General features: G+C 65.5%; 22 protein-coding genes. 12 read left to right on the top strand and 10 right to left on the bottom strand.

From position 1 onward, the window contains the following. Window positions 1-14 precede the first annotated feature (14 nt). The 5 genes from D2N39_RS17985 to D2N39_RS23145 form a co-directional block, all read right to left on the bottom strand. Window positions 15-1,202 carry an MFS transporter gene (locus tag D2N39_RS17985; RefSeq protein ID WP_119136163.1) on the bottom strand — a complete coding sequence of 396 codons (1,188 nt, stop codon included), beginning with the start codon at window positions 1,200-1,202 and terminating at the stop codon, window positions 15-17. Window positions 1,203-1,222: 20 nt separating this feature from the next. Further along, entirely contained in the window at window positions 1,223-2,020 is a 798-nt protein-coding gene (cobA, locus tag D2N39_RS17980; RefSeq protein WP_119136162.1) for a uroporphyrinogen-III C-methyltransferase, read from the bottom strand. 239 nt (window positions 2,021-2,259) lie between these two features. Continuing rightward, window positions 2,260-3,345: an ABC transporter substrate-binding protein gene (locus D2N39_RS17975; protein WP_119136161.1), complete on the bottom strand. Its 1,086-nt coding sequence runs from the start codon at window positions 3,343-3,345 to the stop codon at window positions 2,260-2,262. Further along, window positions 3,342-3,920 (bottom strand): ANTAR domain-containing response regulator, encoded by a 579-nt coding sequence (locus D2N39_RS17970; protein WP_119136207.1) that lies wholly within the window; start codon window positions 3,918-3,920, stop codon window positions 3,342-3,344. The genes D2N39_RS17975 and D2N39_RS17970 overlap by 4 nt, the downstream gene beginning before the upstream one ends. 5 nt (window positions 3,921-3,925) lie before the next feature. Further along, window positions 3,926-4,150, bottom strand: coding sequence for a hypothetical protein (locus D2N39_RS23145; protein WP_199725298.1), 225 nt, complete (start codon window positions 4,148-4,150; stop codon window positions 3,926-3,928). A gap of 142 nt (window positions 4,151-4,292) precedes the next feature. Between D2N39_RS23145 and D2N39_RS17965 the strand changes: the two genes are divergently transcribed. Genes D2N39_RS17965 through D2N39_RS17930 form a run of 8 tightly spaced genes read left to right on the top strand, consistent with a single transcriptional unit; the run spans window position 4,293 to window position 13,313 of the window. Then, complete coding sequence (locus D2N39_RS17965) at window positions 4,293-4,769, top strand: hypothetical protein (protein ID WP_119136160.1); 477 nt, start codon at window positions 4,293-4,295, stop codon at window positions 4,767-4,769. Next, on the top strand, window positions 4,766-6,934 hold the full coding sequence (locus D2N39_RS17960) for a NosR/NirI family protein (protein WP_119136159.1): 2,169 nt from the start codon (window positions 4,766-4,768) through the stop codon (window positions 6,932-6,934). Before D2N39_RS17965 ends, D2N39_RS17960 begins: the two co-directional genes overlap by 4 nt. Beyond that, complete coding sequence (nosZ, locus tag D2N39_RS17955) at window positions 6,931-8,859, top strand: TAT-dependent nitrous-oxide reductase (protein ID WP_119136158.1); 1,929 nt, start codon at window positions 6,931-6,933, stop codon at window positions 8,857-8,859. The genes D2N39_RS17960 and nosZ overlap by 4 nt, the downstream gene beginning before the upstream one ends. Continuing rightward, complete coding sequence (locus D2N39_RS17950) at window positions 8,856-10,181, top strand: nitrous oxide reductase family maturation protein NosD (RefSeq protein WP_119136157.1); 1,326 nt, start codon at window positions 8,856-8,858, stop codon at window positions 10,179-10,181. The genes nosZ and D2N39_RS17950 overlap by 4 nt, the downstream gene beginning before the upstream one ends. Next, window positions 10,147-11,031 (top strand): ABC transporter ATP-binding protein, encoded by an 885-nt coding sequence (locus tag D2N39_RS17945; protein ID WP_119136156.1) that lies wholly within the window; start codon window positions 10,147-10,149, stop codon window positions 11,029-11,031. The genes D2N39_RS17950 and D2N39_RS17945 overlap by 35 nt, the downstream gene beginning before the upstream one ends. Next, window positions 11,028-11,852 (top strand): ABC transporter permease, encoded by an 825-nt coding sequence (locus D2N39_RS17940; protein WP_119136155.1) that lies wholly within the window; start codon window positions 11,028-11,030, stop codon window positions 11,850-11,852. Before D2N39_RS17945 ends, D2N39_RS17940 begins: the two co-directional genes overlap by 4 nt. Beyond that, on the top strand, window positions 11,849-12,400 hold the full coding sequence (locus D2N39_RS17935) for a nitrous oxide reductase accessory protein NosL (RefSeq protein WP_119136154.1): 552 nt from the start codon (window positions 11,849-11,851) through the stop codon (window positions 12,398-12,400). Before D2N39_RS17940 ends, D2N39_RS17935 begins: the two co-directional genes overlap by 4 nt. 4 nt (window positions 12,401-12,404) lie before the next feature. Further along, window positions 12,405-13,313, top strand: a complete 909-nt coding sequence (locus tag D2N39_RS17930; RefSeq protein ID WP_199725296.1) for an FAD:protein FMN transferase — start codon at window positions 12,405-12,407, stop codon at window positions 13,311-13,313. 170 nt (window positions 13,314-13,483) lie between these two features. Here D2N39_RS17930 and D2N39_RS17925 read toward each other — a convergent pair whose 3' ends face one another. Further along, a complete protein-coding gene (locus D2N39_RS17925) occupies window positions 13,484-13,927 on the bottom strand; it encodes a Fur family transcriptional regulator (protein WP_119136153.1) in 444 nt (147 codons plus the stop codon). A 116-nt stretch (window positions 13,928-14,043) separates the two neighbouring features. On the opposite strand from D2N39_RS17925, the gene D2N39_RS17920 reads away from it, so the two are divergent. Genes D2N39_RS17920 through D2N39_RS17905 form a run of 4 tightly spaced genes read left to right on the top strand, consistent with a single transcriptional unit; the run spans window position 14,044 to window position 17,562 of the window. After that, window positions 14,044-14,940 (top strand): metal ABC transporter substrate-binding protein, encoded by an 897-nt coding sequence (locus tag D2N39_RS17920; protein WP_119136152.1) that lies wholly within the window; start codon window positions 14,044-14,046, stop codon window positions 14,938-14,940. Next, entirely contained in the window at window positions 14,937-15,788 is an 852-nt protein-coding gene (locus tag D2N39_RS17915) for a manganese/iron ABC transporter ATP-binding protein (protein WP_119136151.1), read from the top strand. Before D2N39_RS17920 ends, D2N39_RS17915 begins: the two co-directional genes overlap by 4 nt. Continuing rightward, window positions 15,785-16,705, top strand: coding sequence for a metal ABC transporter permease (locus tag D2N39_RS17910; protein WP_119136150.1), 921 nt, complete (start codon window positions 15,785-15,787; stop codon window positions 16,703-16,705). The genes D2N39_RS17915 and D2N39_RS17910 overlap by 4 nt, the downstream gene beginning before the upstream one ends. Continuing rightward, window positions 16,705-17,562 (top strand): metal ABC transporter permease, encoded by an 858-nt coding sequence (locus D2N39_RS17905; protein ID WP_119136149.1) that lies wholly within the window; start codon window positions 16,705-16,707, stop codon window positions 17,560-17,562. The genes D2N39_RS17910 and D2N39_RS17905 overlap by 1 nt, the downstream gene beginning before the upstream one ends. Window positions 17,563-17,894: 332 nt before the next feature. Here D2N39_RS17905 and D2N39_RS17900 read toward each other — a convergent pair whose 3' ends face one another. The 4 genes from D2N39_RS17900 to D2N39_RS17885 are packed head-to-tail and all read right to left on the bottom strand — an operon-like array spanning window position 17,895 to window position 22,206. Next, entirely contained in the window at window positions 17,895-19,421 is a 1,527-nt protein-coding gene (locus D2N39_RS17900) for a L,D-transpeptidase family protein (RefSeq protein WP_119136148.1), read from the bottom strand. Then, window positions 19,414-20,421, bottom strand: coding sequence for an ABC transporter ATP-binding protein (locus tag D2N39_RS17895; RefSeq protein WP_199725295.1), 1,008 nt, complete (start codon window positions 20,419-20,421; stop codon window positions 19,414-19,416). Before D2N39_RS17895 ends, D2N39_RS17900 begins: the two co-directional genes overlap by 8 nt. Continuing rightward, window positions 20,414-21,391, bottom strand: coding sequence for an ABC transporter ATP-binding protein (locus tag D2N39_RS17890; protein WP_119136146.1), 978 nt, complete (start codon window positions 21,389-21,391; stop codon window positions 20,414-20,416). Before D2N39_RS17890 ends, D2N39_RS17895 begins: the two co-directional genes overlap by 8 nt. Then, on the bottom strand, window positions 21,388-22,206 hold the full coding sequence (locus D2N39_RS17885; protein WP_119136145.1) for an ABC transporter permease: 819 nt from the start codon (window positions 22,204-22,206) through the stop codon (window positions 21,388-21,390). Before D2N39_RS17885 ends, D2N39_RS17890 begins: the two co-directional genes overlap by 4 nt. Window positions 22,207-22,215 lie beyond the last annotated feature (9 nt).

Below are 22,215 nucleotides of genomic sequence, written 5' to 3'. Positions count from 1 at the left end.
GTGTCCTCGCGGGTTCAGGCAGGTTGACCATCGGGAAGGCGGCGGATCGCGGACTGCATCCAGACGAGGCTGGCCAGCACGATCACGAACAGGGCGGCAAAGCAGCTTGACCAGTCGCCGGTCACGTCGCGCAGCCAGCCGAACAGCAGCGGCAGGACGAAGCCGCCAAGCCCGCCGATCATGCCGACCATGCCGCCGACGGCCCCCACATTCTGCGGATAATAGACGGGGATGTGTTTGTAGACCGCAGCCTTGCCAAGCGCCATGAACAGGCCCAGCACGAAGGTGATGGCGATGAAGCCCGCAGGTCCGATGCCCAGCGGCAGCGCCAGCAGCAGGGTCGCCACCGCCGAGACACCAAAGGTCCAGTAAAGGATCGCCCGCGCACCGTATTTGTCGGACAGCGCGCCGCCCCACGCCCGGAACACCGAACCGGGCAGCGAATAGGCCGCGCCGATCATGCCTGCCGTCGCCACATCGAACTGGTAAACTCCGATCAGGTAGCGCGGCAGCCACAGTGCCAGCGCGACGAAGCCACCAAAGACGAAGAAGTAGTAAAGCGAGAAGCGCAGCACGCGGATGTCGGCCATGACGGCAAATTCTGCCTTCAGGCTGCGCGGAGTGGCGGTGGCCTGCTGCGGGTCATCCTCGGACATGAGCCAGAACAGGATGGCGGTCACGGCCAGCACGGCGGCATAGACCTGCGCCGCGCCCTGCCAACCCAAGGCGATCATCAGGAAGGGCGCGCCGAACTTGGTCAGCGCGGCGCCGACATTCCCGACGCCGAAAATGCCAAGCGCCGTGCCCTGCCGTCCGGCGGGATAGAACCGCGAGACATAGGCGACGCCCACCGCGAAGGTGCCGCCTGCCAGACCGACGCCAAGCGCCGCGACAAGGAATTGTGCATAGGTGGTCGCAAAGCTGAGAAGCAGGGTCGCCAGCGCGGCGGCCAGCATGGTCAGGGTAAAGACCGATCTGCCGCCGATACGGTCTGTCCAGATGCCAAGCACGACGCGCACCAGCGATCCGGTCAACACCGGCATGCCGACCAGCAGGCCGAACTGGGTGTCGGTGAGTTGAAGCAATTCACGGATTTGCAGGCCGATGATCGCAAAGATCGTCCAGACGGCAAAGCAAATGGTGAAGGCGAAGGTGGACAGGGTCAGCGCCCTGGTCGGCGAGGAAAGAGAAATCTGGGCCATGGGTGCGGGCTCCGGTTTCGTCAGAGGAGGGGGAGGGGCGAGGCGGCGGCAACGTGGCAGCCGGTCGGACGGGTGCCCGTGCGGGCTTGCGGGACAGGCCATCGGATCAGCAGGATGGCCGGGTTGGTCATGTCGGCGGCTGCGGCGGCCATGCCGCGCAGCGCAGTGGTCAGGATGCGCTCTGCAGCAGTTCCGGCCTGCTGGACGATTTCGACCGTGCAGGTTTCGGGGGCGCCGGTGGCCAGCAGTTCCGCCTCGACGGCGGGCAGGCGGTGCATCGCCATGTAAAGCGCCAGCGTGGTGCCGGGCCGGAAGCTGCCTGCCAGATCGGCGGTTTCGCCGGGACGACAGGTGGCAGTGGCGAGCACCAGCCGCTCGGTCTGGCCCCGCTCGGTCAGCGGGCGGGTCAGCGCGGCGGCGGCGGCGCTGGCCGCCGTGATGCCGGGCACGATCTCGACCGGCACACCCGCAAGTCGGGCGGCCTCGATCTCTTCGCAGGCGCGGCCGAAGACCGAAGGATCGCCGGATTTCAGCCGCACGACCCGCAGTCCCGCCAGGGCGGCCGCGATTACAACGCTATTGATGCGGGGCTGGGGCCAGAGGTTCGCACCTACCGCCTTGCCGACATCGACCTTGCGCGCCGGGGTCAGGGCCAGCACCTCGGGGCTGACCAGCCGGTCATGGAACACGACATCGGCCTCGCGCAGCCGGTTCAGCGCCCGCGTGGTCAGCAGATCGGCCGCGCCGGGCCCGGCGCCGACAAGCGCAATCCTGCCCAACGGGTGCCCATGTGGCGGGTCGGGGGGCAGCAGGCTCATGTTTTCACCGCAGTCGGGATCATGGGTTCGTCCCTTTCTGGAAAAATGAAAAAGCCGCACGACAGCAGGGAACAGACCCTGCGGTCGAGCGGCTTTGCTCGGATGATGTTCGGGGGGAGTCTTGCGGGAACGCCATTGTTCCCGAAGTCCCCTTCACGCTGCGCCCTGCTGCCGGTCTGGTCAAGCGATCCGCCGGGCCAGCCGGTGAGGGCGCGGAAAATGCCTAGAATATGTGCGGATCAGGCGGTGTCGGGGTCAAAAACCGCACCGTCGAAGAACCTGTCTGGCAGCAGAAGCACCCGTCCCGCGGCTGCCGGATGCAGGCCGGGCTCGCTGACCGCGCCTTCCAGCCTGGAAGAGGCGGCGGGCAGGTCGGCCCCTGCCGGTCCCAGATGGAGACGGTAAAGATCGCTGCGAAACACTGCCTGCGCGGCATGGCGGGCCTGCGCGACATCCAGCCCGTGTCGGCGGGCAAGCCTTGCGCCGATCCATTCGGCCTGACTGCGCCAGGGAAAGGTCGCGCAGCCTTCGAAGAACTCCACACCGCTGTCCATCGCGCGCTCGATCAGGTCGGGCGGCAGGTCGAGATAGGGGCGGCGGGCCATGATTTCGGCAGCGGTGATCCGGTTTTCGCGCAGGCGCAACCAGCGGCAGGCCCGCCAGACCGCCCGCATCAGACGGCCGGTCAGATCGGGGTCTGCCTCCGCCCTGTCGTGCCGCATCGCCAGCACCTTGTCGGGCGGCGCGCGCCAGATCGTGGTGCCAGGAAGCAGAAGGCTTGCGATGCCCCGGTCCATTGCCCCGGTGGCCCAGGGTTCGCCCACGATGAAAAGATCCAGCTCGCCTGCCGCCATGGCATCGGGCAACAGGGGTGGCGGCACGGTCTGCACCGTGATCCCCTCGCCCAGCCAACGATACAGAAGCTCTGCATGGATCGAGAAGGGAAAGGGCACCCCGATCCGAAGCGGCATCGGCAGCGCGGCCCGCAGCGCAAAGGGATCGGCACGGTCCACCCCGTCCAGTTGCCGGGCGATATGATCGGGAAGGGCGATCATCTCGCCCCCTAGCGATGTGACCATCAACGCGTCCAGCGCCGCCGCGCCGCCGCCCAGCCCAAGCGCCTGCGCCACGGGAATGGGCGACAGCATCGAGGCCGCATCGACCTGCCCGAAAGTCAGCAGATCGCGCAGCGCCGACCACGAGGGCGCGCGCCGCAAGGTCAGGTCGAGCCCCTCTTCCTCGGCGAAGGCCAGTTCGCGCGCCACGATCAGCGGCGCGGCGTCGATCAGCGGCAGAAACCCGGCGGTGACGGACAGATGGCTCATTTCAGCAGGTCCGCCGCCGTGAGGATGGCCTGTGCGATTTCGGCGATCTTCTTCTTCTGGTCCATCGCGGTGCGGCGCAGCAGGGCATAGGCCTCGTCCTCGCCGATGCCGCGCGCCTTCATCACGATGCCCTTGGCACGATCCACGATCTTGCGTTCTTCCAGGGCCGCACGGGTGGCGGTGAGTTCGGCGCGCATCCGCTGGAACAGGTGAAAGCGCGCGATGGCCGCATCCAGCACAGGGCGCAAGCGTTCGGCCCTGAGGCCGTTTACCACATAGGCCGAAAGCCCGGCCTCGATCGCCGCGCGCGTCAGATCGCGGTCGGAACGATCGACGAACATTGCCACGGGCCTTTCCATCGGCGAGGAGGCGAGGCTGAGTTCCTCCAGCGTATCGCGCGAGGGGTTGGCCACGTCGATCAGCACCAGATCGGGGGCGATTTCGGCAATCCGCCGCGCCAGCCCCTGATCGCTGTCGATCACAGTGACCTCGCATTCTGCACGCAACGCCTCGGTGATCAGCACGGCGCGTTCGGGGATTTTCTCTATCAGAACGATGGAAAGTGGTTTCATCAGGCCGGTCAGATCAGCGAGGCAGGGTGATCCGCAGCATGCAGCGCGCCCCGCAGCATGGCAATCCCGCAGCCTTCGATGGCGCCCCCCGCCCCCCGAACTGCCCGCCATTTCCGCATCGGCGCTGCAAAGGCCGTCATTTCGTGCCTTATGTCCTCCAGCGCGGCGAATGTCGCCAGATCGACCGCCCGCGCCTTTCCCGCTGCGGCATGCGACACGCTGGACGATTCCACCGGGCGTCCAGCAGCCGGTGTCGCGGCTTTCGCCCCATGCCGGGCATGTCGTCCGCAGATCCCGGAGCCCTGACAACGGGCTGACCAGTCAGTCTTGACTATGGTCAAGGCTGCGAAGGCCCTGCGGGCCTAGACCCGCCGCATGCGCCACCTGTTCCATGCCCTTCTCTGCCTGTTGCTGACGCTGGCTTTCGTGCTGTCGGGCGCGCTGCGCAGTGATGCGGCCCTTGGCGGTGTCACCGAAATGGTGATCTGCGGCGATGGCGGAGCCACCACGATCCTTCTGGATGCGCAGGGCAACCCGGTCGAGGGCAAGCGGTGCTGCGATTGTGTGAAGTGCCTGCCATCGCTGACGTTCCTTCCTGAACCCGCTGTCGTCCTTCGCGCAGCACCTGTCCGGTTTGTCCGGCTGGGCAGGGTATTGTCCGGTGTGACCGCCGTGCGGCGCCAGCACCTTCGCCCGGTGGCGCGCGGTCCCCCGCAGGCGTGGCATGTGCCCCATTGCCAGCGCGGCGACCTGCCGCAGCCTCGACGTTTCGCCACGGGTCTTGAGTTTGGTCAAGTCCTGTCGCGCAGCGCCGGGGCAGAAACCGGGAACCTGAAAGAGGTTGCCCGATGATTCTGCTTGTCCGTCTGATCCTTGTCTGCCTTGCGCTGATGCTGCCACGGCTCGCGCTGGCCGAGCCGCTGTTGTCCGGCCTTCTGGCCAAACTGCCAGCCGCTGAACTGGTGCCACAGGCCGATGGCTATGGTCCGATGCGTGACGACCTGCCGGTCGTGCCCGTCCTCAAAGGTGGCGAGACCATCGGCTGGGCTTTCGTCACAAGCGACTTTGTCGGCACCACCGGCTATTCCGGCAAGCCGATCCACACGCTTGTCGCGCTGGATCCGCAGGCGCGCATACTGGGGGTAGCGCTGGTCAAGCATTCCGAACCCATCGTGCTGATCGGCATTCCCGACGCGAAGATCAAGGCGATGGTCGCGGGCTATATCGGGCTGGATCTGGTGGCCGAGGTCAATGCCGGCGGCACCGGACATGACATCGACATCATTTCCGGCGCTACGGTCACGGTCATGGTGATCGACGATTCCATCGTGCGGTCCGGGCTGAAGGTGGCACGGGCCCTTGGGCTTGGCGGTTTGCACCCCGATGCGCCTGCGCAGGGGCCGGTGTTTCAGGTCGATCCCGAGGTCGCAGCCCCTGCCGACTGGGCCACGATGGAAGGCAACGGCACGCTGCGCCGCCTGTCGCTGGACGTGGCGCAGGTGAACGAGGCTTTCGCCGCGCTGGAGGACAGGCGCGCGGGCGAACGCGCGCTGAAGGATGCGCCCGACACCCGCTATATCGAAATGCAGGCGGCGCTGGTGTCCGTGCCGGGGATCGGCCGGGCGCTGCTGGGCGAGGCCGAATACACCAACCTGCAAAGCTGGCTGCCACCCGGCGATCACGCGCTGATGCTGGCGGGACGCGGCCTCTACAGCTTCAAGGGGTCGGGCTATGTGCGCGGCGGTATCTTTGACCGGATCGTGCTGATTCAGGATGATGTTTCGGTGCGTTTCCGCGACCGGATGCACCGCAGGCTTGTCAGCCTCGCCCCTGCCGATGCGCCGGATTTCACCGAGAAAGATCTGTTCCGCATTCCCGCCGACAGCGGCTTCGATCCGGCGAAACCCTTCCGCATCCAATTGCTTGTGCAGCGCGAGGTCGGGCCGATTGAAAAGGTCTTCACCACGTTTGACCTGAGCTATCAGTTGCCCGCCGCCTATCTGCGCAAGGTCATGCCTGCCCCGGCCGCTGCCGAAGTGGTCGCCACGCAAGAGGAAGGCAGTGCGCAGGCCGATCTGTGGAAGAAGATCTGGCGGGGGTCACAGGCCGACATCATCGCGCTTGCCGTCATGCTGCTGGTGCTGACCGGGGTTTTCTTCTTCCAGACCTTCGCCACCCGCAATGCGCGGCTGTTCTTCTGGTTCCGCATGGGCTTTCTGACCGTCACGTTGGTCTGGCTGGGCTGGATCGCCAATGCGCAACTGTCGGTCGTGAACCTGATGGCGTTGTTCGGCGCGCTGGTGAACGGGTTTTCCTGGCAGGCGTTCCTTTTGGACCCGCTGACCTTCATCCTGTGGTTTGCCGTGGCCGCCGCGCTGCTGTTCTGGGGGCGCGGGGCCTATTGCGGCTGGCTTTGCCCCTTCGGCGCGCTTCAGGAAATCACCAACCGCATCGCGCGGGCGCTCCATGTGCCGCAATGGACACTGCCCTGGGGCCTGCATGAACGGCTCTGGCCGGTGAAATACATGATCTTCCTCGGCCTGTTCGGGGTCAGCCTCATGTCCATCGAACAGGCCGAGCATCTGGCCGAGGTCGAGCCGTTCAAGACCGCGATCATCCTGAAATTCATCCGCGCCTGGCCCTTCGTCGCCTATGCGGCGGCGCTGCTGATGGCGGGTCTGTTCGTGGAGCGGTTCTATTGCCGCTATCTCTGCCCGCTGGGGGCGGCGCTGGCGATCCCCGCGCGTATCCGCATGTTCGACTGGCTGAAACGCTACAAGGAGTGCGGCAGCCCCTGTCAGAGCTGCGCGAACCAATGCCCGGTGCAAGCCATTCATCCGACAGGGGAAATCAACCCCAATGAATGTGTGAACTGCCTGCATTGCCAGGTTCTGTACCAGTCAAAAACCATCTGCCCGGTGGTCATCAAAAAGATGAAGCGGCGCGAGGCGATCGGCACGCCACCCGCCGGGCATCCCAACGCAAAACCCGTCGCCTCTGAAGGAGTGACCCCATGACCACCGAACCGAAATCCGGCCTGAGCCGCCGTTCCCTGCTGGGCGCCACCGCAGGCGGGGCCGCCCTTGCCAGCACCCTTGGTGGACGGCTGGCGCTTGGCGCCGGTGCCTCGGGCCTTGCCACCATGGCCGCGACAAGCGCCGCCCGCGCCGCGGGTATCGAGGTCGCGCCGGGGCAGCTTGATGAATACTATGGCTTCTGGTCTTCAGGCCAGACCGGCGAGATGCGCATTCTGGGCATCCCCTCGATGCGCGAGCTGATGCGCGTGCCGGTGTTCAACCGCTGCTCCGCAACCGGCTGGGGGCAGACGAATGAATCCATCCGCATCCACCAGCGCACGATGAGCGACAGCACAAAGAAGCTGCTGGAGGCCAATGGCAAGAAAATCCATGACAATGGCGACCTGCACCATGTCCACATGTCCTATACCGAGGGCAAGTATGACGGCCGCTACCTCTATATGAACGACAAGGCCAATACCCGGGTGGCGCGGGTGCGTGGCGATGTGATGAAATGCGACGCCATTCTGGAAATCCCGAATGCCAAGGGCATCCACGGCATGCGCCCGCAGAAATGGCCGCGTTCCAACTATGTCTTCTGCAACGGCGAAGATGAAGCGCCGCTGGTGAACGACGGTTCCACCATGAAGGATGTCGGCAGCTATGTGAACATTTTCACCGCCGTCGATGCCGACAAATGGGATGTCGCATGGCAGGTGATGGTGTCGGGCAACCTTGACAACTGCGATGCCGATTACGAGGGCAAATGGGCCTTCTCGACCAGCTACAACAGCGAGATGGGCATGAATCTGGCCGACATGACGGCCAGCGAGATGGACCATGTGGTCGTCTTCAACATTGCCGAGATCGAGAAGGCCATCGCGGCCGGGCAGTATCAGGAGGTGAATGGCGTCAAGGTTCTGGATGGCCGGAAAGAGGCGAACAGCCAGTTCACCCGCTATATCCCGGTCGCCAACAACCCGCATGGCTGCAACATGGCGCCCGACAAGCGCCACCTCTGCATCGGTGGCAAGCTGTCGCCCACCGTCACGGTGATCGACGTGACGCTGCTGGATGCAGTCTTTGCCGGCGCTGAACCCCGGTCCTGCGTGGTGGCCGAACCGGAACTGGGCCTTGGCCCGCTGCACAATGCCTTTGACGGGCAGGGCAATGTCTATACCTCGCTGTTCCTCGACAGCCAGGTGGTGAAGTGGAACATCGACAAGGCGATTGCCGCCTACAAGGGCGAAAAGGTCGATCCGATCCTCGACAAGGTGGATGTGCAGTATCAGCCCGGCCACCTGAAGACCTCGATGGGCGAAACGCTGGAGGCCGACGGAAAATGGATGGTCTGTCTCTGCAAATTCTCGAAAGACCGCTTCCTGAACGTCGGTCCGCTGAAGCCCGAGAATGACCAGTTGATCGACATTTCGGGCGACAAGATGGTGGTGGTGCATGACGGCCCCACCTTCGCCGAACCCCATGATGCGATTGCGGTTCATGCCAGCAAGATGACCAACATCAAATCAGTCTGGGATCGCAACGATCCGATGTGGGCCGAAACCCGCAAGCAGGCCGAGGCGGACGGGGTCAACCTCGACGACTATCAGGACACGGTGATCCGCGATGGCAACAAGGTGCGGGTCTACATGTCCAGCCAGGCGCCGCAGTTCGCGCTGGAAGAATTTACTGTCACGCAGGGCGACGAGGTCACGGTGACCATCACCAACCTCGACGACATCGACGATCTGACCCACGGCTTCACCATGGGCAATCACGGTGTTGCCATGGAGATCGGGCCGCAACAGACCTCGTCGGTGACCTTCGTCGCGGCCAATCCGGGGGTATACTGGTATTACTGCCAGTGGTTCTGCCACGCGCTGCACATGGAAATGCGCGGCCGCATGTTCGTGGAGCCGAAATGACCCTGCGGCTGGCCCTTGCCCTGTGCCTTCTCGCACTGCCCGCCCTGGCGGAGCAGCGTGCCGTGGCGCCGGGGCCGGGGCTGGCCGCCGCCATCGCCGGGGCGGCCCCCGGCGATGTGCTGCTGTTGCAGGGCGGGGACTACCCTGGCCCCGTTCGCATCGACCGCCCGCTGACCCTGCGCGGCCCGCGCGAGGCGCGGGTTGACGGGCTGGGGCAGGGCACCGTCATCACCATCGCCGCCCCCGATGTGGCGCTGGAAGGATTCAGCGTCACCGGATCGGGCAATGCCAATGCCGATCTGGACTCGGGGGTGAAGATCCTCAAGGGCGCCGACCGCGCCCGCATCTCGGGCCTGCTGCTGCAAGACAACATGCACGGGATCGACGTGCATGGCGGGCGTGATGCACAGGTCACCGGCAATGTGATCGAGGGCCGCCGGAACCCCCGCATGAATGACCGGGGCAACGGTATCTACATCTGGAACAGCCCCGGCACGGTCGTCACCGGCAATTCCGTGCGCTGGGGACGCGACGGCATCTTTTCCAACACCTCGCGCAAGGGGCTGTATCGCGGCAACCTGTTCCGCGACCTGCGCTTTGCCGTCCACTATATGTATACCCATGACAGCGAGGTGTCGGACAACATCAGCATCGGCAACCATCTTGGCTTTGCCATCATGTTCTCCGACCGGGTGAAGGTGCAGGGTAACCGCAGCCTCGGCGATCGCGAGCATGGCGTGATGCTGAACTTCGCCAACAGCGCCGATGTCTCGGGCAATCTGGTGCGGGGCGGCACGAAGAAATGTCTGTTCATCTACAATGCCCACAAGAACCTGATCTGGGGCAACAGGTTCGAGGGCTGCGGCATCGGCATCCATTTCACCGCCGGATCGGAACGCAATGTTCTGACCGGGAATGCCTTCATCGGCAATGCCGAGCAGGTGAAATATGTCGGCACAAGGCTTCTGGAATGGAGCTTCAAGGGGCGCGGCAATTACTGGTCGGATCATCCGGCCTTCGACCTGAACGGCGATGGTATCGCGGATTCGGTGTTCCGCCCGAACGATCTGATGGACCATATCCTCTGGTCGCAGCCTGCGGCCCGGCTGCTGACCGGCGCGCCATCGGTGCAGCTGATCCGCTGGTCGCAATCGAACTTCCCCGCCACGCTGCCCGGTGGCGTGGTGGACAGTGCGCCGCTGATGGCGCCGCTCACCCTTCCCGTATCCGCAGACATCGCCGCGATGGAGGCCGAAGTGGCCGGCCGTTGGGCGAAAGGCAATTTCGATGACTTCAACCCTGACGATCTCGGGTCTCACTAAGCAATTCGCGGGGGTGACGGCCCTGTCGGACGTGACGCTTTCCGTCGCGCCGGGCGAGCGTGTCGCACTGCTGGGCCATAATGGTGCGGGCAAGTCGACGATGATGAAGATCATCCTCGGGCTGATCCCGCAAACGGCGGGGCAGGTTACGGTCTGCGGCGCCGCGCCGGGGTCGGCTGCGGCACGGGCGCAGGTGGCCTATCTGCCGGAAAACGCGGCCTTCCACCCGGCGCTGACCGGGCTGGAACAGATGCGCCACTACCTCGCGCTTCGCGGTGAGCCTGCAACGGCGGCGCTGCCACTGCTGGAGCAGGTGGGGCTGGGCGCGGCCGCGCGGCGGCGGATCGGCACCTATTCCAAGGGGATGCGGCAGCGTGTCGGCCTTGCGCAGGCGTTGATCGGCAGCCCGCGCCTTCTGGTGCTGGACGAACCGACTTCGGGCCTTGATCCGGTGTCGCGGCGCGATTTCTATGCGCTGCTGGACGGGCTGGCGGCGCGCGGGGCTTCGATTCTGCTCTCCTCGCACGCGCTGACCGAGGTGGAGGCGCGGACGGATCGTATCCTGATCCTCTCGAAAGGGCGGCTCGTGGCCGAAGGCCCGCTGGCCGATCTGCGGCGGCAGGCGGCGCTGCCCGTCGCGCTGCATGTGACGCCGCGCGCGGGGGCAGAACTGGATCTGCCGGGCGCGGTGGCAGTGGGCGGTGTGCTGCATCTGACCTGTGCGCAGGACGAGAAGCTGGCGCTGTTGGCGCGGATTACCGCGATGGGCGATGCGGTTGCCGATCTGGAGGTGCTGCCCCCCAGCCTTGAAGACATCTACAGCCATTTCAGCCAGAGGGCCGGGCAATGATCCGACGCATTCTTGCCACCGCCGGCTGCGAGTTCCGCATCGCGCTGCGCAATCGCTGGGTCTCTATCGCCGTTGCGCTGATGGGTCTGTTCTCGCTGGTGCTGGCCGCCGCAGGATCGGCGCCCACCGGAGGGCTGGGGGTGGACCGGCTGTCGGTCATCGTGGCCTCCCTCACCTCGCTGGGTGTCTATCTTGTGCCGCTTCTGGCGCTGCTGATGAGCTTTGATGCCATCGCGGGCGAGGCGGAGCGCGGCACATTGCCCCTGCTGCTGACCTATCCGGTCGCGCGGGCCGAGGTGCTGGCGGGCAAGATGCTGGCACATCTGGCGGTGCTGGCCCTGGCTTGCGGCACGGGCTACGGGCTGGCCGGTGTTGCGGCGCTCTGGTCCGATCCGGGGGCGGTTGCCGGGCTGCCCGCGCTGGTCCGGCTGTTCTGGACCTCGGTTCTGCTGGGCGCCACCTTCATCGGCGCGGGCTATGCGCTGTCGGCCCTGTCACGGCGGCCCTCGGGCGCGGCCGGGCTGGCAATCGGGCTGTGGCTCGGGCTGGTGGTCCTGTATGACCTTGGCTTGCTGGCCGCGGTGGTGGCCGACAATGGCGGGTGGTTCACGCTCAACGCCTTTCCGCTGGCCTTGCTGGCGAATCCGGCCGATGCGTTCCGGCTCTACAACCTTGCTGCATCCGAGGCGACGGCGGTAGCGGCGGGCGTGGCGGGCGCGTCGGCAAGCATTCCGCCGTGGCAGTCGCTGGCCTCTGTGCTGTTGTGGCCGCTGCTGGCAATGGCGTTTGCCGTGCTCGGGTTTCGCAGGGTGACGCCATGAGACATCTGTTCCTCCTCCTGCTGCTGGCCGCCTGTCAGGAACAGGCCACGCAAGTCACCGATCCGGTGGCGCTGACCCCCGATGCGGTGGGCTACTATTGCCAGATGAACCTGCTGGAGCATCCGGGCCCCAAGGCGCAGGCCCATCTGGAGGGGCTGCCCGGCGCGCCGCTGTTCTTCAGTCAGGTCCGCGATCTGGTCGCCTATCTGCGCGCGCCTGAACAAAGCCACCGGGTGCTGGCGGTCTGGGTCAATGACATGGCCGCGCCCGGCGCCACATGGGAAACCCCCGGCGCGACCAACTGGATCGACGCGCGGATTGCACATTACGTTGTCGGGGCCGCGATTGAAGGTGGTATGGGGGCGCCGGAATTCGTGCCCTTCTCCGATTTTGCCGCCGCCCGCGCCTTTGCCGCGCGCCATGGCGGGCAGGTCATGTCCTTGCAGGCGATCCCCGATGCGCTTGTGACCCTTGCCGCCCCCGATACCGCAGAAGACGCCGACTGGCAGCGCCGCCTGCAAGACCTGTCCCGCCAGACCGGAGGTTGATCCGATGCTGACCCGTCGCCGTTTTCTTGCCATTTCCGCCGTGCTGGCGCTGCCCGCAGCCGCCCGCGCCGCGCCGCCCTTGCATATTGCCACCGGGCAGGCGCTCGGGGCGCGTGTGACCTTGCGGCTGGCCCATCCCGAAGCCCCGGAGATTGCCGCCCGCGCCTTGGCCGAGATTGCCCGGCTGGAGGATGTGTTCAGCCTTTACCGCCCGTCATCGGCGCTGATGCGGCTGAACGCGGCGGGTGTGCTGGAGGCACCGCCATTCGACCTGCTGGAGTGCCTGACGCTGGCGGGACGGGTTCATGCGGCAAGCGGTGGCCGCTTCGATCCGACAGTGCAGCCGCTTTGGTCGTTGCAGGCCGAAACCGCGAGCCGGGGCCGGGTTCCTGATGCCAGTGAACTGGCCGCCGCCCGCGCCCGGACCGGCTGGCACCGGCTGCGCGCCGAAGCGGGGCAGGTCCGGATCGACCCCGGCATGGCGCTGACACTGAACGGTATCGCACAGGGTTATATCGCCGACCGGGTGGCGGATCTGCTGCGGGCAGAGGGGCTGGGCGATATTCTGATCGACACCGGCGAGATGCGCGCGCTTGGCGGCGATCCGCGTGGCGGCGACTGGCCGGTGCGCTTGCAGGATGGCGGAACCGTGCCGCTGCGTGACCGGGCGCTGGCGACCTCGGGCACACTGGGCACGACTTTCGATGCGGCGGGGACGCGGGGCCACATCCTTGATCCGGTGACGGGCAACCCCGCGCGGCCGGTCTGGCGTGCCGTGACCATCGCCGCCCCTTCGGCGGCGCTGGCCGATGCGCTGTCAACCGCAGCCTGCCTGATGCAGGACCGCGCCGAAATCTCCGCGCTCTGTGATCGGTTTGCCGAAACCGCTGCCCTGTCGCTTGTGCCGTTATGACGCTGCCCGGCAGGACCGTCATCCTCCAGAATTCAGGGCGGGTCTTGAGGCACATTCCTCAACAGGGTTGAAGCAGGCTCGCGCCATCTTCCCCATAGCGTTGCCATGTCCAGAAACATCCGCTGATGCCGGGTGTTTCTGGCCACTGCAATCGCGGATTTTCCGTGCGCTTATCCTTGCGGGGCAGGACTTGCCTTCTTGCGGACATAAAGCTCCAGCCGGTGATGGACGATTTCGTAGCCCATCGCATCGGCGATCTCGGCCTGAAGCCGCTCGATCCGTTCGTTCGCAAATTCCACCACCTCGCCGGTTTCCACGTCGATCATATGGTCGTGGTGATGCGTCTCGGTATGTTCAAAGCGTGCGGGCGTGCCTTCGAACTGATGACGCAGGATCACACCCTGCATCTCCAGTTCGGTCAGGGTGCGATAGACGGTCGAGAGGGAAATTCCCGGCACCACTTCTTCGGCGCGGCGATGAAGCTCGGTGGCTTCGGGGTGGTCTTCGGCATCGGCAAGCACCGACAGCAGCGCCGCCCGCTGGCGGGTTATGCGCACGCCTGCCTGACGCAGCGCGTCTGTCAGCTTTTCGGTTCTGTGGTCGTGGTCGGTCATACTTTCTCTTCGCGCATTTTCCCGTGCGGATGCAAGTCTCAGATGCAAATGGCTCGCATCTGGCTTGACAGTTGCAAATCATTCCTAAATGCATGTGGGGCGACAGGGAGAATCCGATGATTTACAGACGAGCACTTTTGAGCATGGCAACAAGCCTTGCCCTGACCGGCCTGACGGGTGCGGCCGCCGCGCAGGAGCGGCTGAAGGTCGTGACCACCTTCACCATCATTGCCGATATGGCACAGAACGTGGCCGGTGATGCGGCCGAGGTGGTTTCGATCACCCGCCCCGGTGCCGAAATCCACGGCTACGAGCCGACGCCGCGTGATCTGGTGAAGGCGCAGGGGGCGGATCTGATCCTCTGGAACGGGCTGAACCTTGAACGCTGGTTCGAAAAATTCTTTGTGAATCTGCGCGATGTTCCCGCCGCGACCGTTTCGGACGGGATCGCGCCCATCGCCATTGCGGGCGGCGACTATGCAGGCAAGCCCAATCCGCATGCCTGGATGGCGCTCGATTCCGCCGAAATCTACATCGACAACATTCGGGATGCGCTCAGCGCCGCAGACCCGGACAATGCCGCCGTCTATGCCGCAAATGCCGATGCCTACAAACGGCAGGTGGCTGCGGTCATCGGCCCGCTGCGCGAGGCCGCGCGAGCCCTGCCGGAAGGGCGCCGCTGGCTGGTGACATCGGAAGGCGCATTTTCCTACCTCGCGCGGGATTTCGGATTGCAGGAGGTGTACCTCTGGCCGATCAACGCCGATGCGCAGGGCACGCCGCAACAGGTGCGGTCGGTGATCGACACCGTGCGGGCCGAAAGCATCCCGGTGGTCTTTTCCGAAAGCACCGTATCGGACAAACCCGCGCGGCAGGTCGCACGCGAGACCGGCGCTGCCTATGGCGGTGTGCTTTATGTCGACAGCCTCTCTGAACCGGACGGGCCGGTGCCGACCTATCTTGACCTGCTGCGCGTCACCTCGGAAACCATCGTGACGGGCCTTCAGCCATGAGCGACGGCATCCGCGCCAGCGGCCTGACGGTTACCTATCGCAACGGTCATACCGCGTTGCGGGATGCCAGTTTCGCCATCCCGCGCGGCAGTATCGCGGCGCTGGTGGGGGTGAACGGTGCGGGCAAATCCACGATGTTCAAGGCGCTGATGGGGTTCATCCCCGTTTCCGCCGGAAAGATCGAGATTCTGGGCCAGCCGGTTCAGGCCATGATGAAGAAACAGGCCGTCGCCTATGTCCCGCAATCCGAGGAGATCGACTGGACCTTCCCGGTGCTGGTGGAGGATGTGGTGATGATGGGGCGCTATGGCCATATGGGCTTTCTGCGCCGTCCGCGTGCGGCGGATCATGCGGCCACGACAGCGGCGCTGCAACGGGTCAACATGGTCGAATTTCGGCATCGCCAGATCGGCGAACTGTCGGGCGGGCAGAAAAAGCGCGTCTTTCTGGCCCGCGCACTGGCCCAGAATGCGCAGGTGATCCTTCTGGACGAACCCTTTACCGGCGTGGATGTGACGACCGAGGAACAGATCATCACGCTGCTGCGCGAGATGCGGGCCGAAGGGCGGGTGATGCTGGTGGCCACGCATAACCTCGGCTCGGTGCCCGAGTTCTGCGACCGGGTGGTGCTGGTGAAGGGCACGGTTCTGGCGCATGGCCCGACCGAGGAGGTCTTTACCCCGGACCGGCTGCGCGAAACCTTCGGCGGTGTGCTGCGGCACTTTCTGCTGGAAGGGCCACGGCTGCATGACGACGCCGACCCGCGCCGTCTGGAAGTCTATTCCGACGATGAACGGCCGCTGGTGGTTTATGATGACCGGGCCCGCACCCTGAAGGGCCGGCAATGAACTGGTTCGAGCCCTTTCAGTATGGCTACATGACCAATGCGATCTGGGTGTCGGCGCTGGTCGGTGCGGTCTGCGCCTTTCTTTCGGCCTATCTGATGCTGAAAGGCTGGTCGCTGATCGGGGATGCGCTGTCCCATTCTGTCGTGCCGGGGGTGGCCGGGGCCTATATGCTGGGCCTGCCCTTCGCCCTTGGCGCCTTCCTGTCGGGCGGGCTTGCCGCGCTGGCGATGCTGTTCCTGCGCAGCCGGTCGGGATTGAAGGAGGATGTGGTGATCGGTCTGATCTTCACCGCCTTCTTCGGGCTGGGGCTGTTCATGGTGTCGCTGAACCCGATGGCCGTGTCGATCCAGACCATCATCATGGGCAATATCCTTGCCATCACACCCGAGGACACGCTGCAACTGGCGCTGATCGGGGGGGTGTCTCTGATCATCCTGCTGGCGAAATGGCGGGATCTGCTGGCGGTCTTCTTCGACGAGGCGCATGCGCGTTCCATCGGGCTGAATGTCACGGCACTGCGGCTGGTCTTCTTCACCCTGCTTTCGGCCTCGACCGTGGCGGCGATGCAGACGGTGGGGGCGTTTCTGGTGATCGCACTTGTCGTTACACCGGGCGCGACGGCCTATCTGCTGACCGACCGCTTTCCCCGGCTGCTGGCGCTGTCGGTGGCCATCGGATCGCTCACTTCGGCCTTCGGCGCCTATCTCAGCTATTTCCTCGACGGTGCGACCGGGGCGGTGATCGTCTGCCTTCAGACGCTGCTGTTTCTGGCCGCGTTCTTCTTCGCCCCCAAGCATGGCATGCTGGCGGCGCGCGCGCGCGCGAAATCTGCCGCTGCTCTCCCCGCATCGGCTCAAGCGCAAGACCTGCTGGCGGCGCGCGCGCGCGCGAAATCTGCCCTGAAGGAGCCGCTGTGATGGCCGACCTGTTGTTGCCGTTCCAATTCCCCTTCATGCAGAACGCGCTGCTGATCATCCTGCTGATTGCCCCGGCGGCCGCGTTGCTGAGCTGTTTTCTGGTGCTGAAGGGCTGGTCGCTGATGGGCGATGCCACCAGCCACGCGGTTCTGCCGGGCGTTGTGCTGGCCTATGTGGCCGGTATTCCGCTGCTGATAGGCGCATTTCTTGCCGGTCTGATCTGCGCGCTTGGCACCGGGTTCATCAAGGACAATTCCCGCATCAAGCAGGATACCGTGATGGGCGTGGTCTTTTCCGGCATGTTCGGTCTGGGTATCGTCATCTACACCCAGATCGAGACCTCGCTGCATCTGGACCACATCCTGTTCGGCAACATGCTGGGTGTTGGCGCACAGGATCTGTGGACGAGCGGGTTGATCTCGGGCGGGGTGGCGCTGATCCTCGGGGTGAAATGGCGCGACTTCCTTGCCCAGAGCTTTGACCCCGTGCAGGCGCGGATGATCGGGTTGCGGGTGGGGGCGCTGCACTACGGGCTGCTGGCCATCCTGTCCGCGACCATCGTTGCCATGCTGTCCTCGGTCGGGATCATCCTGTCCGTGGCCTATCTGATCGCGCCGGGCGCCATTGCCTTTCTGCTGACACGCCGGTTCGTGACCATGATGACGGTCTCTGTAGCGGTTGCGGTGCTGGCAGGTGCTGGCGGCGTCTATGCGTCCTTCTGGCTGGACGCCGCCCCGGCGCCCACCATTGTGCTGATCCTGACCGGGCTGTTCGTTATGGCGCTTCTGACCCGCAATCTGCGCGATGGCCGCATGGCCTTGTCTGGCGCCAGAACAGGGGAGGGGTCCGGCCGGTAACGGCTGGCCTGTCCCCGATCTTGGGTCAGCCGCGCTGCTTCGACGGCATGGGTCAGATCCACCTGCACGTCATCTTCGCGTCAGCTGATGAAGGCGGGGACAGCTTTTCAGATAGACTTGCCAGCCGTGCAGGAGGGCAACGTCATAACCAGTCCACCGAATGCAGGTGCGTTCCGGCATCTGTATTACCGCGGCAGATGCGCCGCTGCACTTCCGCGTGCTGGTGTGACCATGACCGCCACGATTGCGGATGGCGGCAGGCAGGTTCGGTCGGACGCCATGGCGGCCGATGGCACGATCCGACCGGACCTGGCCTGCCGTTTGTGGCGCCGCTACCCGGCCGGACCATGAAGGCAAAGGAAGCACATCTCGGTTCCCGCTTTCACCTTGCCGCTGGCAAAGATCACCGCCCCGTCATGTGGCGCCGTGATCGGGCTGCCGTCCGCACGCTGGCCGATCACCTCGCCCGCGCGCACCGGCTCGCCAGTGACGAAGCTGCGCAGCAGACGGTCGTCATCGCTTTCCGCAAAGATCGCATCCCCGATCTGGAGGATCTGCGGCGGTGGGGGCGGCGGGCCTGCCTCGCCCAAGATCAGGTCAAGCGCCGCCAAACCGCGCGCGATCACGTCATAGGCCACACCGACCGAGGCCGGGTCCTTGTGTGAGCCGCATTCCACCGTGATCGCCGCCCCACCGACAAAGCGCATGAATTCTGTGGTGCCGACGGCATGGGCGATGTCCTGTGCCCGACCCTGCTGCGCCAGTGCCTTCAGATGGGCGGACATCCAGCCCTGCACTGCGAAGGGCAGACCCAGCGCGCGGATCAGGCGGCGTTCTTCTTCCGGGCGGGCATGGGGTTCCAGCGTGCCGCCCGGTGCATCGGGACCGAACAGCGCAAAGGCGGGCCCTTCCGAGCCGAAGGAATGCAGGTCGATCAGCACGTCATGGGCGCGCAGCAGCGGACACAGCACATTCGCCACCCGGTCCTCGTTCACCTGCGGCACCGGATAGTCGCGGAGGTTGCGGTTCAGGTTCCGCTCGCCCTCGCGCTGGTCAAGCCGATAGGCCAGGGCATTGACCACCGGCACGAAGGTGACCGAGCCACACAGAAGCTTGCGGCGCCCGCTGCGGAACTCGGCGATCATCCGAGCGATGGCCTTTGGCCCGCAGACCTCGTTGCCATGGACAGCGCCGGTCACGATGACGCGCGGACCGGGCCGCAGGCTGTGGAAGCTGACACTTTCCAGACTGTCGGGCAGGGCAAGCGGCCCGGCCGCCTGATCGGGTGCGGCGATGTCGATGACCATGCCCGGCCGCAGGCGGCGCGCAAGGTTCAGCAACTGGTCATGCGGCACGGCGACACAACCGGCGGTGCCCGTCATCTCGGTGCGGGCGGCATGCAGGAAGATCGCGCTGCCCCCGGCCGCGCGCGGCACCGCATCGTTCCAGCCCAGCGGGATGAAGATGTCGAACAGCTTCGGCGCGCGGTCGGGCGGCGGCTCGTTATGGCTGCGGGCGCGCATCCGGTTGTAATCGGGGCTGGCCGGGTTCTCGATCCAGTCATAGCTGTCGGGCTTAGGCTTGAACGGAAAGGCCATGGCGGCCATTTCGGCGTCGGCAAAAACGCCCGGCTCGTAATAACCGTAGCGCAGGGCAAAGCGCCCCGCCGGGGTGGCGCCATCGCCCTCGCGTTTCAGCGCCGGATCGACGATGCCCGACCGGCCGACGGCACAGGGCACAGACCAGTCCCCAATCGTCAGCGTGCCGCGATGCGGGGCGGCAGGATCATCCCCCGCGCGCACCGTGATGATCAGGTCCGGCCCGATTTCGGGAATGGGGGCGGCAAAAAGCTCAGACATGGGGATTTCCGGTTTGCAGCAGATGACAGCGTGCCCGATGATCGGCGCTGATGCGGGTGAATTCGGGGCCGCCCCCACTGTGGCAGCGGGGCATGGCCAGCGGGCAGCGCGGATGAAAGGCGCAACCTTCCGGCGGGCTGAGCGGGCTGGGAATTTCGCCCCCCAGCCGGGCGGGTGCCCGGTCGCGGTGCATCGGATCGGGGATCGCAGAGATCAACGCGCGGGTGTAGGGATGGGCCGGAGCGGTGAAAATCTCGCGCCAGCCGCCTTCCTCGACGATCCGGCCCAGATACATGACAGCGATCCTGTCGCTCATGTGTTCGACCACGCCCAGATCATGCGAGATCAGCAGCAGCGCAATGCCCAGCCTGTCCTTCAGTTCCAGCAGAAGGTTGATGATCTGCGCCCGGATCGAAACGTCCAGCGCTGAAACGGGCTCATCGCAGATCACCAGTTTCGGCCGCAGGATCAGCGCGCGGGCGATGCACAGCCTTTGGCGCTGCCCGCCGGAAAATTCGTGCGGGTAGCGGCTGGCGACTTCGGGAGCCATGCCGACAAGCGACAGCATTTCGGCCACGCGGGCCTCACGCTCGGCCCGGTCGGTCATGCCATGCAGACGCAGCGGACCGGACAGGATCTCGCGGATGGTCTGGCGCGGGTTGAGCGATGACATCGGGTCCTGAAACACCATCTGCGCCGACCGCGCGAGCGCCATGGCCGGAACCTTGGCCGTGCCGGTGATCTCGTGCCCGTCAAGCCGGATCACGCCTTCGGTGGCGGGCACCAGACCCAGCAGCGCCTGCGCGATCGAGGATTTTCCGCAGCCGCTTTCCCCCACCAGACCAAGGCACTGGCCCGTGTGCAACGTCAGATCGACCCCATCCACCGCCTTGACGGCAAGTGGCTTGCCGCGCCAGCCGTGCCGCACCGGATAATGCACCTTGAGACCCTGAACCGACAGCAGGGGTTCGGCTTCGGGGATCATTGCAGCCTCAGACATGATGCAGACACCGGACCCGGCCCCCCTTGTTCAGATCGGTCATCGAAACGGGCGCCGCACGGCATTCAGGGGTGACGCGGCCACAGCGTGGCGCAAAGCGGCAGCCCTGCGGGAAATCGCGGATCGCAGGCACCACGCCCCCGATCTCTGTCAGCCGTTCCTGCCCGCGCTCCAGCCGACGCCCCAGCCGGGGCAGGGCATCGACCAGCCCGCGGGTATAGGGATGGGCCGGGGCGGTGAAGATATCCCCTGCACTGCGCTGTTCGACGATCTGGCCCGCATACATCACCGCCACACGGTTGCAGATGCGCGCCACCAGCCCGAGGTCATGCGAAATCATCATTACCGCCGTGCCCCGCGCGCGGCAGAGGTCCAGCACCAGTTCGACGATCTCGGCCTGAATGGTGACATCCAGCGCGGTGGTCGGCTCGTCGGCGATCAGCAGGGCCGGATCGCAGGCCAGCGCAATGGCAATCATCACCCGTTGCCGCATCCCGCCTGAAAGCTGATGCGGATAGGCATTGATGCGCCTTTCCGGGCTGGAGACCTGCACCTGTTCCAGCGCCTCGATGGCTTTCATCCGGGCGGCGCGGGCGGTCAGACCACGATGCAGCACGAACATCTCGCCGATCTGGTCGCCCACTGTCATCAGCGGGTTGAGCGCGGTCATCGGCTCCTGAAAGATCATCGACACCTTGTTGCCGCGCAGATGGCGCATCTCGCGCGGGGGCAGGGTGGCCAGATCGCGACCCTCCAGCAGAATCTGCCCGCCGCTGATCGCCATGGGCGCCTTCAGAAGCCCGGCCAGCGCCAGTGCGCAAAGGCTCTTGCCGCAGCCGGATTCGCCGACAAGGCCAAAGACCTCGCCCCGGTTGATGCTGAAATTCACCCCTTCGACCGCCGCGACGGGCGTGGGGCCGTCACACAGGCTGATCGCAAGATCGCGGACGTCCAGAACCGTTTCGGTCATTTGCGGCCCTTTCCATGCGGGTCCAGCAGGTCGCGCAGGCCGTCGCCCAGAAGGTTGAAGCCCAGAACGGCGGCAAACAGTGCCAGCCCCGGAAAGATGGCGACCCAGGGCGCGACCATCAGTTGCTCTCGCGCCGAGGAGAGCATGCCGCCCCAGCTCGGGTTCGGGGGCACCACGCCAAGGCCCAGAAAGGACAGCGATGCCTCCGCCATGATGGCGGAACCGACACCCATGGTCGCCACGACGATCAGCGGCCCCGCGATATTGGGCAGCAATTCACGGAACATCACATGCAGCGGGCCGAAGCCCATGGTGCGGGCCGATTGCACATAATTCAGCGACTTCTGCGTCAGCACCTGCGCGCGCGAAATCCGGCAGCTATAGGCCCAGTCGGTCATGCCAAGCGCGATCAGAAGGCTCAGAAGCCCCGGCCCGAGGATCGCCATGAGCGCCAGCGCGAAGACGATGGTCGGGATCGACAGCATGAGGTTGGTCAAGCCCTGCACCATCTCGTCCCACCAGCCGCCGATATAGCCGGCCGACAGGCCCAGCGAGACGCCGATGGCCGTGTTCATCACCTGCACCGCCAGACCGATGAACAGCGAAATCCGCGCGCCATAGACCATGCGGGAAAAGATGTCGCGGCCCTGTTCGTCGGTGCCCAGCCAGAACTGGGCGCCGGGCGGCTCTTCGGCATACATCAGATTGGCCGAGGTGACCGGGTCATAAGGGGCGATCAGCGGGGCAAAGATTGCCAGCACCGCGATCAGCAGGATGATCCCGCCACCGACGTAAAGGTTGGCTCCGGCTTTCATGGTGCCTCC

It is taken from the genome of Gemmobacter lutimaris, from assembly GCF_003570715.1.
Taxonomy (GTDB): domain Bacteria; phylum Pseudomonadota; class Alphaproteobacteria; order Rhodobacterales; family Rhodobacteraceae; genus Gemmobacter; species Gemmobacter lutimaris.
The sequence above is the reverse complement of the archived record's forward strand: the minus strand, read 5'-3'. Positions and strand labels throughout refer to the sequence as shown.

Bases quoted from the DNA above. Each gene is read 5' to 3' on its own strand.
- D2N39_RS17985 (WP_119136163.1), bottom strand. From the start codon at position 1,202: ATGGCCCAGATTTCTCTTTCCTCGCCGACCAGGGCGCTGACCCTGTCC.
- cobA (WP_119136162.1), bottom strand. From the start codon at position 2,020: ATGAGCCTGCTGCCCCCCGACCCGCCACATGGGCACCCGTTGGGCAGG.
- D2N39_RS17975 (WP_119136161.1), bottom strand. From the start codon at position 3,345: ATGAGCCATCTGTCCGTCACCGCCGGGTTTCTGCCGCTGATCGACGCC.
- D2N39_RS17965 (WP_119136160.1), top strand. From the start codon at position 4,293: ATGCGCCACCTGTTCCATGCCCTTCTCTGCCTGTTGCTGACGCTGGCT.
- D2N39_RS17960 (WP_119136159.1), top strand. From the start codon at position 4,766: ATGATTCTGCTTGTCCGTCTGATCCTTGTCTGCCTTGCGCTGATGCTG.
- nosZ (WP_119136158.1), top strand. From the start codon at position 6,931: ATGACCACCGAACCGAAATCCGGCCTGAGCCGCCGTTCCCTGCTGGGC.
- D2N39_RS17950 (WP_119136157.1), top strand. From the start codon at position 8,856: ATGACCCTGCGGCTGGCCCTTGCCCTGTGCCTTCTCGCACTGCCCGCC.
- D2N39_RS17945 (WP_119136156.1), top strand. From the start codon at position 10,147: ATGACTTCAACCCTGACGATCTCGGGTCTCACTAAGCAATTCGCGGGG.
- D2N39_RS17940 (WP_119136155.1), top strand. From the start codon at position 11,028: ATGATCCGACGCATTCTTGCCACCGCCGGCTGCGAGTTCCGCATCGCG.
- D2N39_RS17935 (WP_119136154.1), top strand. From the start codon at position 11,849: ATGAGACATCTGTTCCTCCTCCTGCTGCTGGCCGCCTGTCAGGAACAG.
- D2N39_RS17930 (WP_199725296.1), top strand. From the start codon at position 12,405: ATGCTGACCCGTCGCCGTTTTCTTGCCATTTCCGCCGTGCTGGCGCTG.
- D2N39_RS17925 (WP_119136153.1), bottom strand. From the start codon at position 13,927: ATGACCGACCACGACCACAGAACCGAAAAGCTGACAGACGCGCTGCGT.
- D2N39_RS17920 (WP_119136152.1), top strand. From the start codon at position 14,044: ATGATTTACAGACGAGCACTTTTGAGCATGGCAACAAGCCTTGCCCTG.
- D2N39_RS17915 (WP_119136151.1), top strand. From the start codon at position 14,937: ATGAGCGACGGCATCCGCGCCAGCGGCCTGACGGTTACCTATCGCAAC.
- D2N39_RS17910 (WP_119136150.1), top strand. From the start codon at position 15,785: ATGAACTGGTTCGAGCCCTTTCAGTATGGCTACATGACCAATGCGATC.
- D2N39_RS17905 (WP_119136149.1), top strand. From the start codon at position 16,705: ATGGCCGACCTGTTGTTGCCGTTCCAATTCCCCTTCATGCAGAACGCG.
- D2N39_RS17900 (WP_119136148.1), bottom strand. From the start codon at position 19,421: ATGTCTGAGCTTTTTGCCGCCCCCATTCCCGAAATCGGGCCGGACCTG.
- D2N39_RS17895 (WP_199725295.1), bottom strand. From the start codon at position 20,421: ATGTCTGAGGCTGCAATGATCCCCGAAGCCGAACCCCTGCTGTCGGTT.
- D2N39_RS17890 (WP_119136146.1), bottom strand. From the start codon at position 21,391: ATGACCGAAACGGTTCTGGACGTCCGCGATCTTGCGATCAGCCTGTGT.
- D2N39_RS17885 (WP_119136145.1), bottom strand. From the start codon at position 22,206: ATGAAAGCCGGAGCCAACCTTTACGTCGGTGGCGGGATCATCCTGCTG.